This is a genomic window from Neptuniibacter sp. 2_MG-2023, assembly GCF_030547495.1.
Classification (GTDB): Bacteria; Pseudomonadota; Gammaproteobacteria; order Pseudomonadales; family Balneatricaceae; genus Neptuniibacter.
In genome coordinates this window covers 88,326-104,621 of the sequence record NZ_JAUOQC010000010.1, presented here as the reverse complement: position 1 = coordinate 104,621, position 16,296 = coordinate 88,326, and the positions used below count along the sequence as shown (strand labels likewise).

The 16,296-nt window shown below is 42.5% G+C and carries 15 protein-coding genes; 12 read left to right on the top strand and 3 right to left on the bottom strand.

Features of this window, described 5'->3' with window-relative positions:
- Nucleotides 1-74 precede the first annotated feature (74 nt).
- The 8 genes from gloB to Q4486_RS10960 all read left to right on the top strand — a co-directional run bounded on the left by gloB (nt 75) and on the right by Q4486_RS10960 (nt 10,080).
- The gene (gloB, locus tag Q4486_RS10995; protein ID WP_303519452.1) at nt 75-848 is read left to right on the top strand and encodes a hydroxyacylglutathione hydrolase; all 774 of its coding nucleotides are present in this window, start codon (nt 75-77) and stop codon (nt 846-848) included.
- Nucleotides 849-942: 94 nt separating this feature from the next.
- A complete protein-coding gene (locus Q4486_RS10990; RefSeq protein ID WP_303519450.1) occupies nt 943-2,547 on the top strand; it encodes a LysM peptidoglycan-binding domain-containing protein in 1,605 nt (534 codons plus the stop codon).
- An 8-nt stretch (nt 2,548-2,555) separates the two neighbouring features.
- A complete protein-coding gene (locus Q4486_RS10985) occupies nt 2,556-2,807 on the top strand; it encodes a hypothetical protein (protein ID WP_303419126.1) in 252 nt (83 codons plus the stop codon).
- 127 nt (nt 2,808-2,934) lie between these two features.
- On the top strand, nt 2,935-4,776 hold the full coding sequence (locus Q4486_RS10980; protein WP_303519448.1) for an extracellular solute-binding protein: 1,842 nt from the start codon (nt 2,935-2,937) through the stop codon (nt 4,774-4,776).
- On the top strand, nt 4,776-5,873 hold the full coding sequence (locus Q4486_RS10975; RefSeq protein WP_303519447.1) for a microcin C ABC transporter permease YejB: 1,098 nt from the start codon (nt 4,776-4,778) through the stop codon (nt 5,871-5,873). Before Q4486_RS10980 ends, Q4486_RS10975 begins: the two co-directional genes overlap by 1 nt.
- A gap of 38 nt (nt 5,874-5,911) precedes the next feature.
- Nucleotides 5,912-6,934 carry an ABC transporter permease gene (locus tag Q4486_RS10970; RefSeq protein ID WP_303519476.1) on the top strand — a complete coding sequence of 341 codons (1,023 nt, stop codon included), beginning with the start codon at nt 5,912-5,914 and terminating at the stop codon, nt 6,932-6,934.
- A complete protein-coding gene (locus tag Q4486_RS10965; protein WP_303519445.1) occupies nt 6,931-8,577 on the top strand; it encodes an ABC transporter ATP-binding protein in 1,647 nt (548 codons plus the stop codon). The genes Q4486_RS10970 and Q4486_RS10965 overlap by 4 nt, the downstream gene beginning before the upstream one ends.
- Before the next feature lie 198 nt (nt 8,578-8,775).
- A complete protein-coding gene (locus Q4486_RS10960) occupies nt 8,776-10,080 on the top strand; it encodes an NAD(P)/FAD-dependent oxidoreductase (protein WP_303419136.1) in 1,305 nt (434 codons plus the stop codon).
- A 59-nt stretch (nt 10,081-10,139) separates the two neighbouring features.
- Here the strand turns inward: Q4486_RS10960 and Q4486_RS10955 are convergent, their stop codons facing one another.
- Nucleotides 10,140-10,526, bottom strand: coding sequence for a hypothetical protein (locus tag Q4486_RS10955; RefSeq protein ID WP_303419139.1), 387 nt, complete (start codon nt 10,524-10,526; stop codon nt 10,140-10,142).
- A 95-nt stretch (nt 10,527-10,621) separates the two neighbouring features.
- Nucleotides 10,622-10,987 (bottom strand): hemerythrin family protein, encoded by a 366-nt coding sequence (locus Q4486_RS10950; protein WP_303419142.1) that lies wholly within the window; start codon nt 10,985-10,987, stop codon nt 10,622-10,624.
- 265 nt (nt 10,988-11,252) lie between these two features.
- On the opposite strand from Q4486_RS10950, the gene Q4486_RS10945 reads away from it, so the two are divergent.
- The 3 genes from Q4486_RS10945 to Q4486_RS10935 all read left to right on the top strand — a co-directional run bounded on the left by Q4486_RS10945 (nt 11,253) and on the right by Q4486_RS10935 (nt 15,173).
- Nucleotides 11,253-12,590: a VWA domain-containing protein gene (locus Q4486_RS10945; protein WP_303519444.1), complete on the top strand. Its 1,338-nt coding sequence runs from the start codon at nt 11,253-11,255 to the stop codon at nt 12,588-12,590.
- 82 nt (nt 12,591-12,672) lie between these two features.
- Nucleotides 12,673-14,481 carry a sensor histidine kinase KdpD gene (locus tag Q4486_RS10940; RefSeq protein WP_303519443.1) on the top strand — a complete coding sequence of 603 codons (1,809 nt, stop codon included), beginning with the start codon at nt 12,673-12,675 and terminating at the stop codon, nt 14,479-14,481.
- Nucleotides 14,478-15,173, top strand: coding sequence for a response regulator transcription factor (locus Q4486_RS10935; protein WP_303519442.1), 696 nt, complete (start codon nt 14,478-14,480; stop codon nt 15,171-15,173). The genes Q4486_RS10940 and Q4486_RS10935 overlap by 4 nt, the downstream gene beginning before the upstream one ends.
- Before the next feature lie 40 nt (nt 15,174-15,213).
- Here Q4486_RS10935 and moaE read toward each other — a convergent pair whose 3' ends face one another.
- Entirely contained in the window at nt 15,214-15,672 is a 459-nt protein-coding gene (gene moaE, locus Q4486_RS10930) for a molybdopterin synthase catalytic subunit MoaE (RefSeq protein WP_303519440.1), read from the bottom strand.
- Nucleotides 15,673-15,844: 172 nt separating this feature from the next.
- Here moaE and Q4486_RS10925 point away from each other — a divergent pair, with 172 nt between their 5' ends.
- Nucleotides 15,845-16,294, top strand: a complete 450-nt coding sequence (locus Q4486_RS10925) for an NUDIX hydrolase (protein ID WP_303419187.1) — start codon at nt 15,845-15,847, stop codon at nt 16,292-16,294.
- Nucleotides 16,295-16,296: the final 2 nt, after the last annotated feature.

The window sequence follows — 16,296 nt, the reverse complement described above, 5'->3', positions numbered from 1 at the left end:
GGTTCAACATAATATAAGCAGTATTATATCTCTTTTACGCTACTGCAAATCACAATTTTGTTTGAGGTACTAAAATGTTTACCGTAACCCCTATTCCTGCCTTTTCTGACAATTACATCTGGGCCATCTCGGTGGATGGGGACGATAAAATCATTGTTGTTGATCCAGGAGATGCGCAAGCAGTAGAGCAATATCTAACAAGAAACAACTTAACCTTATCCGCCATATTAATTACACACCACCATAATGATCATACTGGCGGCGTAGCTGAATTAACGGCCCATCGTGATATTTCTATTTACGGTCCAGCGAACTCTCCCTTCAAAGGTATAACAACAGCACTTCGTAACGGCGATGAGATTGAGCTGCTAGGCAGTACCTTTAAAGTACGTGAGATTCCAGGGCATACGCTCGACCATATCAGTTATTTAGTAGAAAGCGAGCCTGCTCAGATTTTTTGTGGTGATACTTTATTTCTAGCAGGGTGTGGCCGTTTGTTTGAAGGAACAGCAAAGCAGATGCTGCAAGCGATGCATTATTTTTCCCAATTAGCAGATGATACTGAGGTCTATTGCACTCACGAGTACTCATTAGCAAATTTGAGTTTTGCCGCAGCGGTAGAACCCGATAACAACGAGATTCAGCTCGCTATAAAAGACTGCACTCTCCTTCGCGAGCAAAATCAACCGACCCTCCCAACAAGCATCGGCCAAGAGAAAAAGATCAACCCATTTATGCGCACAGAGCAAAACGCTGTTATCAACGCCGCCAGCGCTTTTAGTGCAAAAAACCTACACTCAGAAGTAGAAGTTTTTGCTTCTATCCGAGAATGGAAGAATCAATTCTAAATAACATTTAGCAACAAAAAGCATCGTCCTATTGACCGCCCGTAGGCCACTGTTAGAATGGATCAATTTTCATCTCCAGCGTACTCGGAGCAATATGCACATATCCAACAAAGCGGTCTTCTCCTTTATCCTGTCAAGTATAGTACTTACAGGTTGTCAAACGGTTACAGAGAAGCCCGTATCGTTAAGCAGTAACGATATTAAATTTACTGAAGCGTCCGATAGTAGCTATTCAAATACTGTGACGGCTAAAGAGACAAAACCATCACAAGTGGACGCCACTCAACCGTCGGATCTTTGGCAAATCACCCGAGAGAATATGGCGTTGGACCTCAGCATCGATAAGCAGCGGGTTCAATCGCAGATAAAATGGTATAGCAAACACCCTAAATATATCGACAGGGTCGTTAAACGTGCAGAACCTTATTACTACCACATTCTGACCCAAGCCTTAGAGCGGGGTCTGCCCACTGAATTAGCGTTATTACCTATAGTCGAGAGTGCATTTGATCCTTTCGCATACTCCCACGGTCGCGCAGCTGGTGCATGGCAGTTTATACCTTCGACAGGAAAGCATTTCGGTTTAGAGCAAAACTGGTGGTATGACGGTCGTCGAGATATTATCAGTTCAACTGACGCCGCCTACACCTATTTAGCACAACTAAACAAACGATTTGATGGTGACTGGCTGCTCGCGTTAGCCGCTTATAATGCAGGTGGAGGCAATGTCTCTCGTGCAATAAAGCGAAATAAACGCCAAGGTAAACCAACCGATTTTTGGTCACTGAATCTACCTAAAGAAACAATGGCTTATGTACCAAAACTGCTTGCGATCGCTGAATTAATTAAACACCCTGAACAATATGACCTTGCTATACAACCAATCAGTAACCAACCCTATTTCACAGCCATTGATACTCAAAGCCAGATAGATCTTGCCCAAGCGGCATCGATGGCAGGCATCACCACAAAAGAGCTGTACCTATTGAACCCTGGTTTTAACCGGTGGGCAACAGCCCCTGAGGGCCCTCATCGCTTATTAATCCCTATAGAAAACGCTGTACAGTTTAATGAAGCCTTAGCTCAACTTCCTGCTTCTGAGCGGGTAAAATGGACACGATATAAAATCAAATCAGGTGATTCTCTAATCGCCATTGCGAAAAAATTTGAAACAACCACCAGCCTCATCCGTAAAACAAATAATATTCAAGGAAACAACATTCGCGCGGGTAAAACCATCTTAGTTCCAACAGCCACGCAACAAGCAAGTGAATATGCACTTAGTCAGCATCAACGCCATATTCAAAAGCAAAAAACCATTTCAAGAAGCACCGACAGAAAAGATACCTACTACACTGTCAAATCAGGTGATAGTTTTTGGAGCATTGCTCAAAAAAATCAAGTGGGCGTACGCCAATTAGCTAGCTGGAATAGCATGGCACCTAATGATGCTCTGCCTATAGGTAAACGACTGGTTATTTGGAGCAAACCAACTCAATCCGTATTAAGCAGCGCAGATAGGCAGATCATCCGTAAAGTTGGCTATAAAGTTCGCAGCGGTGATTCTCTTGCAAGGATTGCCGAAAAGTTTAATGTGCGTATCGCCGATATTTTACATTGGAATAATTTAGATAAAGCAAAATACCTAAAACCGGGACAAAGCTTAACCTTGTATGTCGATGTTACACGCTCAAAATAGGATAGATCATGGACACAACAGCCTATATCATCATTGTTGTTAGTACCGGACTTGCTATTGTTTTTAAGCTAGTGTTGTTTAAACGTATTCAAAAATGGATGGATCAAGATCTCATTAAAGGCTTGGCCGGTGAAAACAAAGAGAAACATGCTTTTCTCACAGATAAGCATGCAGAGTTAGTTAAACAAAAGATAAAGCGCAAGCATTTTCACCAGCAACTAACTGATTTTGCAGAACAGTTTGAACAAAACAACACTTAACGAGTCTTATTATTTTAGTGTTGTGATAGATCAACAAGGTTTTGCATAAGAAACAATTGAAGGACGCAATCCACCTAGCTGGATTAGCATAAGCAAGTCCAAGTAGCATATTGAAAAGGAAACCCTATTGTTAAACTTACCTGTTGCGACTTTACGTTTTAGTACAAAACTAATTACAGCCGTCGGGTTTACCATAGGCATTTTATCAACCCCCGTATTATCCCATGCCGATGCAGTCCAAGTTAGCCATGGCATCTCTATGCATGGCGACCTTAAGTATCCTAAAGGCTTTAGTCACTTTGATTACGTCAACCCCAAGGCACCTAAAGGCGGTAAAGTAACCCAGTCCGCCATCGGTACATTTGATAGTTTCAATCAATTTATCGTTAAAGGTAACTCTGCAGATGGCCTAGGACTAATTTACGATACGCTGCTAGGTCGCGCCTTAGATGAGCCTTTCTCACTCTATGGTTTGATTGCAGAAAACATTGAAGTCCCTAAGGATCGCAGTTGGATTATTTTCAATCTACGTAAGTCCGCAACGTTTAGTGATAACCATCCTCTAACCGCTGAGGATGTTGTTTTTAGTTTTGAGAAGCTCCGCAGTGAAGGTGCGCCCTTTTATAAAGCTTACTACGCAGACATTGATAAGATTGAAGCGCTCAATCCGCACCGCGTTAAGTTTACCTTTAAAAATGCGCTTAACCGTGAGCTTGCACTCATTGTTGGTGAAGTCCCAATCCTTGCCAAACATTATTGGCAGGGAAAAGATTTTCAAAAGCCCTCCTTAGATATTCCTATAGGATCAGGCCCCTACATAATTGATTCTTACGATGCGGGTCGCAGCATTACCTATAAGCGTAATCCAAACTACTGGGCAAAAGATCTTCCAGTGAAGGTTGGCTATGACAACTTTGACATCCAAATTTTTGACTACTATCGAGATGGTACAGTCGCGATGGAGGCATTCAAAGCGGGTGAATATGACTTCCGCCAAGAAAACTCTTCGAAACGCTGGGCGACAAGTTATACCGGACAATCTTTCGACGATGGCCGAATTAAAATTGCAGAGCTAGAGCATCAAAACCCTACAGGTATGCAAGCCTTTGTCATCAACAATCGCCGCGAACAGTTTTCTGATCCACGTGTAAGACAAGCACTCGCTTTAGCGTTCGACTTTGAGTGGACCAATAAGAATATATTCTTCAATGCTTACACCCGTACACATAGCTTCTTCTCGAACTCAGAAATGGCGGCAACGAAACTGCCAACTAAAGAAGAGATTGAGATTCTTGAACCTGTACGTGACCAAGTGCCTCCACAAGTATTTACTCAAGTGTATAAAGCACCTGAAACCAATGGCGATGGTAAAATCTACACTCAACTTCGCCAAGCAAAACGGTTATTACAAGAAGCAGGCTGGGCCTTCAAATCAGGGAAGTTGATCAATGCAGAATCAGGTAAACCTCTAAAAATAGAGATGCTACTTTACTCGCCTGCATTTGAGCGTGTTGTTTCACCTTTTATACGTAATTTAGAACGTTTAGGCATAGAAGCTAATATTCGCTTAGTCGATGTATCCCAGTATATAGCCCGCTTACGAAGCTATGATTTTGACATAGTCGTTAGCGGCTTTGGACAATCATCATCACCGGGCAATGAACAACGAGATTACTGGCATTCATCTAGCGCCAACAAAGAGGGCAGCCGAAATCTCATAGGCATTCAAAACCCGGCCATTGATTATTTGGTAGAGCAGCTTATTCAATCACCAGACCGCGAACAGCTGGTTTTAAGAACAAGAGCATTGGATCGTGTGCTGCAGTGGAATCATTATGTTATTCCTCAATATCATATCAATAAGTATCGTGTGGCTTATTGGGATAAATTTGCCATGCCAGAAACACGTCCCAAATATGCGCTAGGTTTCAATACGTGGTGGATAAAGCCCGATAAGGACGCTAAATAATGGCCGCTTATATTTTGCGGCGCCTGCTGCTGATTATTCCAACCTTACTCGGCATATTGACTATTAACTTCTTAATTATTCAAGCGGCGCCAGGCGGCCCGGTTGAACAGACAATTGCTGAGTTACAAGGTATTAATATAGGCGCAACGGCCAGAATCAGCGGCGCACAAAGCGACCTATCGACTAACCAGCCAAAAGCCAATAGCAGTGAAAGCTCCTACCGTGGCGCCAGTGGATTAGATCCGCAATTGGTTAAAGAGATTGAAGCCCTATACGGCTTTGATAAACCAGCCCATGAGCGTTTCTGGCTAATGTTAAAAAGCTATGCCGTTTTTGATTTTGGTAAAAGCCTATTTAGTGATAAATCAGTTATCGATCTAATTATCGAAAAACTGCCGGTATCAATATCATTAGGGCTTTGGGCAACCTTAATCACCTATTTGGTTTCTATTCCTTTAGGCATTCGCAAAGCTGTACGTGATGGTACTCCTTTCGATATATGGACCAGCAGTGCAATTATTGTCGGTTACGCTATACCAAACTTTCTATTCGCTATTCTTTTAATCGTAATTTTTGCCGGCGGAACTTGGTTAGATTGGTTCCCCTTGAGAGGATTAACCTCCTCTAATTTCGAGGAATTAAGCTTATGGGGTCAGGTAAAAGATTACTTCTGGCATATAACCTTACCCGTGATCGCATCAGTGATTGGTAGCTTTGCCACATTGACAATGCTAACTAAAAACTCGTTTTTAGATGAGATCAACAAACAATATGTACTCACCGCGCGGGCAAAAGGCCTGAAAGAAAACCAAGTGCTTTATGGCCATGTGTTCCGTAATGCTATGTTGATTATTATTGCGGGTATGCCAGCGGCTCTGATCTCAATATTCTTTACCGGCTCTATGCTGATAGAGGTTATATTCTCCCTAGATGGCATAGGTCTACTCGGTTACGAAGCCGTCATCAATAGAGATTACCCAGTTATCTTTGGCACCCTTTTTATCTTCACCCTTCTTGGTCTTATTCTAAAATTGATCAGCGATATTACTTATGTATTAGTTGATCCTAGAATTGATTTCGAAAGCAGGGAGCTGTAATCATGGCTCGAATATCAAACCCATTTTCCTTTAGTAAGATGAGCCCATTAAATCAACGGCGCATAGAGAACTTCAAGCATAACCGCCGAGGCTATTGGTCCTTATGGTTATTTATTGCGCTGTTTTTACTGTCTCTCTTTGCTGAATTAATTGCCAATGACGACCCTTTAGTCGTCTCCTATCAAGGTAGTCTCTATTTTCCTGTTGCAACTGAGTATACAGAGCTCACCTTTGGTGGTGACTTTGAAAGCCCCGCTGATTTCAAAGATCCCTACATTCAAAGTTTAATTGAAGAAAAAGGGAATGGCTGGATCCTATGGCCACCTATTCGTTATAGCTACAATACGATCAATTATGATCTACCTGTACCTGCCCCCTCACCTCCTAGCCTAGAAAACCTACTGGGCACAGATGATCAAGCCCGCGATGTTTTAGCCCGTGTTATCTATGGTTTTAGGATCTCGATTCTATTCGCCTTAATACTCACTATTGCTAGCTCAATTATCGGTGTGATCGCCGGTGCAATCCAAGGCTACTACGGTGGTAAAGTTGATCTATTTTTCCAACGTTTTATCGAAATATGGTCAGGTCTGCCCGTACTTTTTCTGTTAATTATTCTAGCGAGTATAGTTGAGCCTAACTTCTGGTGGTTACTGGGCATTATGCTGCTATTTTCTTGGATGCAGCTTGTTGACGTAGTACGAGCTGAGTTTTTACGTGGACGTAACCTTGAGTATGTTAGAGCCGCAAGAGCACTGGGCTTAAACAACCGAATGATTATGTTCCGACATATACTTCCCAATGCGATGGTTGCTACGCTTACTTTTATGCCTTTTGTCTTTAACGGCTCCGTTGTTACCTTAACGGCACTCGACTTTTTAGGTTTTGGTTTACCCCCTGGGAGCCCCTCTTTAGGTGAACTCGTGTCTCAAGGTAAAACTAATCTTCACGCACCCTGGCTAGGTATCACCGCTTTTATGACACTATCCATAATGCTGACCCTTCTAATATTTATTGGTGAAGCCGTACGCGATGCCTTCGACCCAAGGAAAGTTTCATGATGGAAACAAATGCCGACATGAAAAATGGTGATACGCAATTATCTCCGTCTGAGGTACTTCTCAGCGTTCAAGACCTATCCGTTCGTTTTGAACAAGATAATCAGCAAGCTGTCGATGCAGTAAAGCAGATTAATTTTGATATCCCTAAAGGAAAAACTGTTGCGCTTGTAGGAGAGTCAGGTTCAGGAAAATCAGTTTCAGCCATGTCTATACTGAAACTACTTCCCTACCCTAAAGCGAATCACCCTTCAGGCAAAATACTCTATAAAGGCGAAGACCTTCTCCAACTGAACGAACGCCAAATGTGCAAAATGCGTGGGGATAAAATCAGTGTCATCTTCCAAGAACCGATGACATCTTTAAACCCTCTACACACAATTGAAAAACAGATTGGTGAAACCCTGTTACTCCACAGGGGCATGACCGGTAAACAAGCACAAATACGTATATTAGAACTGCTTGATCTAGTCGGCATAAAAGATGCTAAAAAACGTCTGACAAGCTATCCCCATGAACTCTCCGGTGGTCAACGTCAGCGCGTCATGATTGCTATGGCGCTTGCCAATGATCCCGAGCTACTGATTGCGGATGAACCAACGACAGCACTCGACGTTACCATTCAAGAACAGATTCTACAGTTACTCCAAGAGCTGCAAAATAAACTAGGTATGGCAATACTATTGATCACCCATGATCTAAATATTGTTAAGCGCTACGCCCATCATGTATGCGTCCTTTATCAGGGCAAGCAGGTCGAAAGCTCAGACACTGACTCATTGTTCGCCAACCCACAACACCCATACACCAAAATGCTCTTAGATGCGGAGCCTTCAGGTCAGCCTGCGCAACAGTCATTAACAGATCAACCCTTGCTCAGCACTGATAAATTAAGAATATGGTTCCCGGTGAAACAGGGGTTTCTAAAACGCACTGTTGATCATATCAAAGCAGTGAACGATGTAAGTTTCACTCTTAATAAAGGTGAGACCTTAGGTATTGTAGGCGAGTCAGGTTCAGGCAAAACGACGCTTGGACTGGCGATCATTAAGCTCATTCGTAGTATAGGCGGAATTAACTTTGCGGGGCAGGAACTCGAACTGCTCGATCAAAAGCAAATGAAGCCGCTACGCAGTCGTATCCAGATCGTCTTCCAAGATCCTTTTGGTAGCCTAAGTCCACGTATGTCTATCTCTGAAATCATCGCTGAAGGGTTACAGATCCACCAGCCTAACAGTAAAGATCAACATGAAGCGCAAATAATAGAGGCACTCAACGAAGTAGGTTTAGATCCTGATAGCCGTCACCGTTATCCCCATGAATTTTCTGGTGGTCAACGACAACGTATCGCTATAGCACGTGCTCTAGTACTAAAACCTGAGCTTATTATTCTGGATGAACCCACCTCTGCTCTTGACCGTACAGTGCAAAAGCAGATTGTAGAGCTACTTCGCAACCTACAAGAGAAATATGCCTTAAGCTATCTATTCATTAGCCATGACCTAGCCGTAGTTAAAGCCTTAAGCCACCGCTTAATTGTTATGCATCATGGTGATATTGTTGAACAAGGCAAAGCTTCTGATATATTTAATAACCCTCAAGCAGAATATACACGTACGTTATTAAAGGCCGCCTTTAATCTGTAAGTAGCACAGAGGTCTCATACCTTCTAACAGGCGGCTTCATTCTTTAGAGTTAAATAGTAAGCTTACTGATTTACTTTCTATTAAAATCATACCAAAGTCATCAAGTTCAAAAAAACACGACGAATGAATATGGGATTAGTTATAGCGACGAAGAACGCCCTTCTGTGACTAATCCCATATTTTTTGAGGATTTAAACCATGACACTATCGACAGAACCGCATCGGATCTTAGTGATTGGCGGCGGTGCCGGCGGATTAGAGCTTGTTACCCAGCTTGGCCACCGTTACCGGAAAAAACCAAATATCACTGTCACCCTAGTTGATCAAAAACGTTCCCATATTTGGAAACCACTACTCCATGAAGTAGCTACAGGCTCCCTTGACCCTAGCACTGATGCAGTGACTTACCATGCCCATGCAGTAAAACATCATTACGAATTTCAACTCGGTTGTTTCTCTGACTTAGATACTGAGTCTCAAACCGTGACACTTAGTGAGAAAGTAGACGAAAATGGACGTGTAATTTTACCTGAACGCTACCTAAAATATGACACCCTTGTTTTAGGTATCGGCAGTGTTAGTAACGATTTCAAAACACCTGGCGTAGCTGAACATTGCTATTTTTTAGATACAGCAAAGCAAGCAGAGCGATTCCACAATAGCCTGATCAATAACTTTATGCGCATCAATCAACAAGATCATGGTGTACTCAATATCGCTATTGTTGGTGGGGGTGCCACAGGGGTAGAGCTGTCAGCTGAATTACATAACGTCACGGATATGCTGCGCTCTTATGGTTTACCTAATATGACCGCTCAGCAGTTAAAAGTCACCTTGATTGAAGCGGGACCACGCATACTACCTGCCCTACCTGAGCGTATATCAAACTCAGCCCGCCAAGAGCTTTCAGATATAGGTGTACAGGTCGCAGAAAACACAATGATCAAATCAGCAAGTCCCGAAGGCTTCACGACTTCCGAGGGCGACCTGATTGAAGCCGATATGATGATCTGGGCTGCCGGTGTGAAAGCACCTGATTTCATTGCTGACCTTTATAAATTTGAGCTCACTCGAACCAATCAAATTCTGGTTAAGCCCACATTACAAAGCAGCCTACACGACAATATTTTTGTTATTGGTGATTGCTGTGCCTGCGAGCAAGAGGATGGCAGCTGGGTACCACCGAGAGCACAATCAGCCCATCAAATGGCTTCCCTTGTTAAAGAGAATATTAAGCTAAAACTGCAAGGCAAACCGTTAAAATCATTTATCTATAAAGACCATGGCTCACTAGTCAATCTCAGCCGATATAGTACTGTAGGTAGCCTTATGGGGAACCTAACAAAAAACTCGATGTTCATCGAAGGTAAAATAGCCCGCGTTGTCTATATCTCACTTTACCGCATGCATCAGATAGCTATACATGGTTTCTTTAAAGCCATGCTGGTATATATCGCAGAAAAAGTCAGTAAAGTCGTTCGGCCTAAAATGAAGCTGCACTAATCGGCTTTAAATAAAAAAGAGGCTAAACGCCTCTTTTTTTTAAAAACACTAATCTAAACCTACTTCCAGCGCATTACGTTTCCGTGATCAAACACATGGCCTGAACTTATTTTACGGTAATTGATAAAAATATTACTGTATGCAACACGGCTTCGCTTAGAGATAGAAAAGGCAATGCACTCCATCATCGCCTCAACACTACTAATATTGTGAAAGCTCGGCACATGCAGGTCCACAAGAATAGGATGGCTCCCACTCTGAGGCTGAGTACTCGGCATTAATCCAGCCACTGCATACTGCCTTGACGGTATAAACTCCCAAGTAACCGTTATATGTTCAATACTAATATCCGTCCCTCTTGATAAATCTTCAGTAATGCTTTTAATCATTGCCGGCACCTCAACATCCTCTTCAAAGGGCAATGATTTAATACAGATAAGCGCCATCCACAATCTCACTATAATTTGGTGTAGAGGGAACTTAGAGCAACTGCACTATAAACTCAATCCCATTTAAGAAAAATTGCGGACAGCGAAAAAAATTACTTACGTTCCGATTCAAGAATATAGAGCTCTAAGCGCTTATCAATGCCAAATATATGCCGCTTTAGCCACTCCGATAGAAAACTAGCTAACATCTCTCTAAGCTCTGGCGTGTACTCTTGATGACCATCAAGCATCTTAACCAATTCATTCCGAAACTTATTGTGAGCCTGCCGATGGGTCTCATAATCAGGATAATTGAGTGCTTGCATATAACACTCTTCTAAAGAGAAATGATGTTCCGCATAATCAATTAGACGAGTGAACGTTGATACATCAACCTGTTCAGCCTTAATCTCATCAATCAATTGAAACAACGTTTGATGTTGTTGATCCTGCCAAATCAACTCGCTTGTAATAGCCATCTAATGTTCCTTTTCTTTAGCCGCCGTCAGCATAGTGCTGCTTTAAGCATCGTTTGTCACTGATATAAATCAGTAACAAACTCCTTCCAAGCCCGTACTTAACTCAACATAGCATCTCTACCTTATGTTAAATCAGTTATCCTAGTACTTCGAAACTTGAACTCTTTTTACAAATCTTTTACAAGATTTATATATCTATCTGACTTTTACCCCGCGGTATTGCCCTACATTATCGGTAACAAAGGGATCAATAGAGGACACCCCCATGAACAGATACCGCTTAACGAATATTAAACACCTATTACTTGCTCTATGCTTTAGCGCAACGCTTGCGCCACTAACTCAAGCTAAACAGATTGACCTCCAAGTCAATCTTGCTACCCCTGTTATGGAGGCTGAGCGTACACACAATGCTTTTATTAAAATCTCCTTAGAAGCCTTCAAACAAGATCAACCACAAAAACGTATTCCTGCCAATATTGCTATCGTTCTGGACAAATCAGGTTCCATGCAGGGAGACAAGCTCTACCATGCAAAGAAAGCAGCCATCATGGCCATCAATCGATTAAGTCCTAACGATATTGTTTCAGTGGTCAGTTACGACAGTCGCGTTAATGTTGTCGTACCCGCAACAAAAGCGAGCGATACCGAACTTATCGCTCATTCAATTCAGCAGATCAACGCCAGTGGAAATACAGCCCTCTTTGCCGGTGTAAGCAAAGGATCGCAAGAACTTCGAAAGTTTTTAGATATGAACAAAGTCAACCGAGTCATCCTTCTCTCCGACGGCTTAGCTAATGTAGGACCTAGCACCCCTAATGAACTTGGAAAACTAGGCTTATCCCTTGCGAAAGAAGGGATTAGTGTTACAACGATTGGTCTTGGCTTAGGTTATAACGAGGACTTAATGACCCAACTTGCAGGTTTCAGTGATGGTAACCATGCCTTTGTAGAGAAGGCAGAAGATCTAGCCAAGGTTTTTCAGTATGAGTTTGGTGATGTTCTCTCTGTTGTCGCACAAAGCGTTGAGATACGCATAAAATGTAAAAACGGCGTACGCCCATTACGTGTTTTAGGACGTGAGGCTGATATCAGCGGGAATATGGTTAGCACACGAATGAACCAGCTTTATAGTGAACAAGAGAAGTTTATCATCCTAGAGGTAGAGGTCCCCGCCCAAGAAGATCGCTCAAACTTAGAACTTGTCGATGTTAATATCCGTTATAATGATCTATTTAATCAACGTAACGAGCAATTATCGAGTAACGTTGTTGCACAGTTTAGTCGCTCTCAAGAGCAGATTGATGAGGCGGTAGATACTGAAACTTATGAAGCCGCTGCAGAACAAGTCGCTAATGAGTTCAATCGTGAGGCGGTAGAAAAAAGAGATCAAGGTGATATTCAAGGAGCACAAAGTATCTTGCAAAAAAGCGCTGACTACTTAGATAATTTAGGCCAAGCATTAGCTTCACCCAAATTGATCGAGCAGAAAGAGGAAGCGCTTAAAGATGCAGACGAACTTGATGATGAGCAAGAGTGGAGTAAAAAACGTAAAGAGCTAAAAGAACGTCAGTTCAAACGCTCTAAACAGCAAAGCTACTAAGCTAATTTGACCACATAAAGGTTTAATCACCAATAAATCAGCCCTCAGATCTTGGGGGCTGAATCAGCAAAGCGAGAATGATTTGAAAAAAACAGCCTTGTTACTCTGTGGATTGATTTTGATACCTATCCTTATTCTTGGCTGGTTATCTGTGCGTCTAGAACAAAACCAACAGCAGCTGATTCAGCATCAATTCCAAGCCTTAGTGGAAGTTAAACTAAAATCTGTTGATGGCTTATTCCAAGGCCACTTTCAACGTTTAGAGGCGGTTTTAAAATCAGAAGCGTCTGAACTCAAGCAAAACGCTTCACCTCAAGCACTTAGAGAGCTCAGTAAATCAAGTCCTTATATAGAGCAAGTTTTCATTCTTGATCCAACAAGAAAGCCCATCTACCCCACCCCAACGAATGCTACTGCTCAGGAAATCCAATTTCTTCAGCAAACAAAAACCTTATTGGAAACACCTTCTCTCTTTACCCACTCGCAAGAAAGTAATACCACAATACAAAAAGCTAATGGGCCAGCGCAGCTAGTAGCCCAAGCGCCTTACAGCGCACAATTGAAATCAGTGCCACAAACACAACGGTTAACACGCTCAACAGAAAAAAGCATTAATGCTGAGACTGAAATAGCTCCCCTTATCAGTCGTCGCTCCCAAGCAACATCATCAATAGCTGCTGATAGCCCTATAGCCTCTTCCAATATTAGCGACAAGCAAGTAGAACAGGTAGAGCCTACAGATTCCGGTTGGATCGCTTGGTATAACAACACCCAACTTCAGCATATCTACTGGCAAACAACAGCCGATAATCGTGTTATGGGATTTGCCATTAGCCGTGCCCGCTTACTCTCTGATTTAATTAATTTACTCCCTGATCAGTCAGAGATAACAGCAGAGCACCCTCTGAACAACTCAATTATCACCCTCAAAAACAGTCGTGGTGAAGTCAGTTACGAATGGGGCAACGCAAAGGAAAGCTCCGATCACCTAACGCCGGTCAAAACATTAAACCTTAGCCACCCTCTAGGTAGTTGGCGATTAGAATACACGACGACTAGTCTTAACAAACCCCAGCAAAACTGGTTAGAAAAACTGCTCATTATAGTAATAACCTTAAGTGCTTTATCGGTACTTGGCTGGCTCGTATACAGAGAGCAAACCCGCGAGTCACGTTTAGCCCTCCAACGGGTAAATTTTGTTAATCAGGTCTCCCATGAATTAAAAACACCACTGACCAATGTACGCATGTATACCGAGATGTTGGAAAACCAACTTGATGATGAACAGGTTAAACAAAAGCGTTACTTAAATATTATTAATAACGAAAGCAAGCGCCTCACACGCTTAATCGATAACGTACTCAGCTTTTCAAAGTTAGAACGTGACAGCCTAGACCTAAATCTGCAGATGGGTACTGTTCAAGAATGTATTAATAACACATTAGAGGCATTTGCCCCTGCCTTTGCTCAGCGAGGATTAGACCCTAAGCTTACCAGCCACTGCGACACAAACGTTTTATTAGATCCTCACTGTACTGAACAGATTTTAAATAACTTATTCAGTAACGCTGAGAAATACGCAGCTAATAGCGGTGTTCTACAGATAGAGTGCTGGCAGGAAGGTGACTACAGTTTTATTCGCATCCATGACAACGGCCCCGGTATAGATGAGTACTCATCAAGATCTATTTTTGAACAATTTTATCGCGCCAGTAACAAACTTACTGATGGTATTAGCGGTACCGGCATAGGTTTAAGCATTGCGCGCGAACTGGCACGCAAGCATGGCGGTGATCTGATTTTAGAATCAACGACTCAAGGCGCCAGTTTCCTACTTAGCCTCTACACACCCGTAAGCCTAAGCCATTCACCCGCTAAAGGTAGTTTATGAAAATTCTTATTGCAGAAGATGATCTTAATATTAGGATGGGACTTTTCGATCTACTTGATAATGAAGGTTACACTTGTATAGAAGCCGATGATGGCGAGAGCGCCCTTCACTTATATATTGAACATCAACCCGACCTGATCTTACTCGATATTATGATGCCCAAAATGGATGGTTACACCCTGTGTAGGAAAATTCGCCAGCTTAACGAAACCGTTCCAGTGATCTTTATTACGGCAAAATCAGAAGAGATCGACCAAGTTCTTGGACTCGAGCTCGGTGCTGATGACTATATCAAAAAACCATTTGGCACCCGAGAAGTCATCGCACGTATAAAAGCAGTCACACGCCGCTGCCTACAAACGCAGCAGCCGAGTGATCAACAAGAAGCGGAAACATTCTGGATGGATGATCTACACGTTTTTCCAGCTCAACTACGAGCACAACGCGAAGAGGTGACATTTGAATTAAGCCTGCGAGATCTTAAAATTCTCCAACTCCTCCACCGCGAACAGGGAAAAGTTGTTGATCGGGACATGCTATTCAACGAATGTTGGGGAAGAGACTATTTACCAAGCAGTCGCACACTCGATCAACATATTTCTAAATTACGAAAAGTGATTGAAGTCGATGCCAAAGCGCCTAAAGTCATTCAGACGGTGCACGGTATAGGTTACCGATTTAATCAGCATTAACAGGCTAACTTTTTAGGCAAAGCCATTATAGGTGTCTCGCCTACCATCTTTTTGCCGCATCTAAGTCACTCTGTTTCTGCTCAACCCAGCTTTCTCCTCCAGAAGAGATCTCTTTCTTCCAAAAAGGCGCACTCTTTTTTAGATAATCCATGATAAATTGAGCGGCTTCAAAAGCGTCGATTCGATGCGCACTACCCACCCCGACAAAGACGATATTTTCATTAAGCCTAAGCCGCCCTACACGATGACTAATCACTATATTACCTAGATTCCAGCGCTCCCGTGCTTGCTCAGAAATTTTCTCTAAAGCCCGTTCAGTCATGCCTGGATAATGCTCTAAAAACAGTGCATCTAATGTATCATTTGTAGTCGCCAATTCTCGTACTATTCCGGTGAATGTAACAATGGCACCGCTAGTCGCGTCATTTGCTCTCACACGTTCAGAAAGATCCCCTATATCAAAGTCATCCGTTTGGACATATACCTGAGTCGTTGCCATATCACTTTGCCTCTTAAACTAATAACACCGATCATAGCACTAAGGCGCATAGAGATGCGTCACCATAGACGAGTGTTTTTATCTATCAAACAACAGCATTTGATGCTATTGTGTGGCGCTTATTTTATACGTATAAATTCGAATAATTACGATCAAATTTCTGAGGAATATGATGGATTGGTATCCTCATGCCACTGTTGCTGTCGTCGTTGAAAAAGACGGAAAATTTCTACTCATAGAAGAACAATCTTCCGGTGAAATTGTATTCAATCAGCCAGCCGGCCATATTGAGGAAGGGGAAACCTTTGTTCAAGCGGCTTGTAGAGAAACACTAGAAGAATCCGCTTGGCATGTAAAACCCCGCTACCTTATCGGTTTTTATGTTTATAGATCGAGCACAAACAACAAAACTTATCATCGCGCCTGTTTCTACGCAGAAGCTATCAAACACGATGCGGATAGAACCTTAGATGAAGGTATTATTCAAACCGTTTGGATGACCCGTGATGAAGTTGAAAGTAATATGCATAAGCTACGTAGCCCTATGGTCTTACAGTGCATTGATGACTATATTGCAGGCAAACAATACCCGTTAGAACTCATTCACGAATACAGTAACTAATC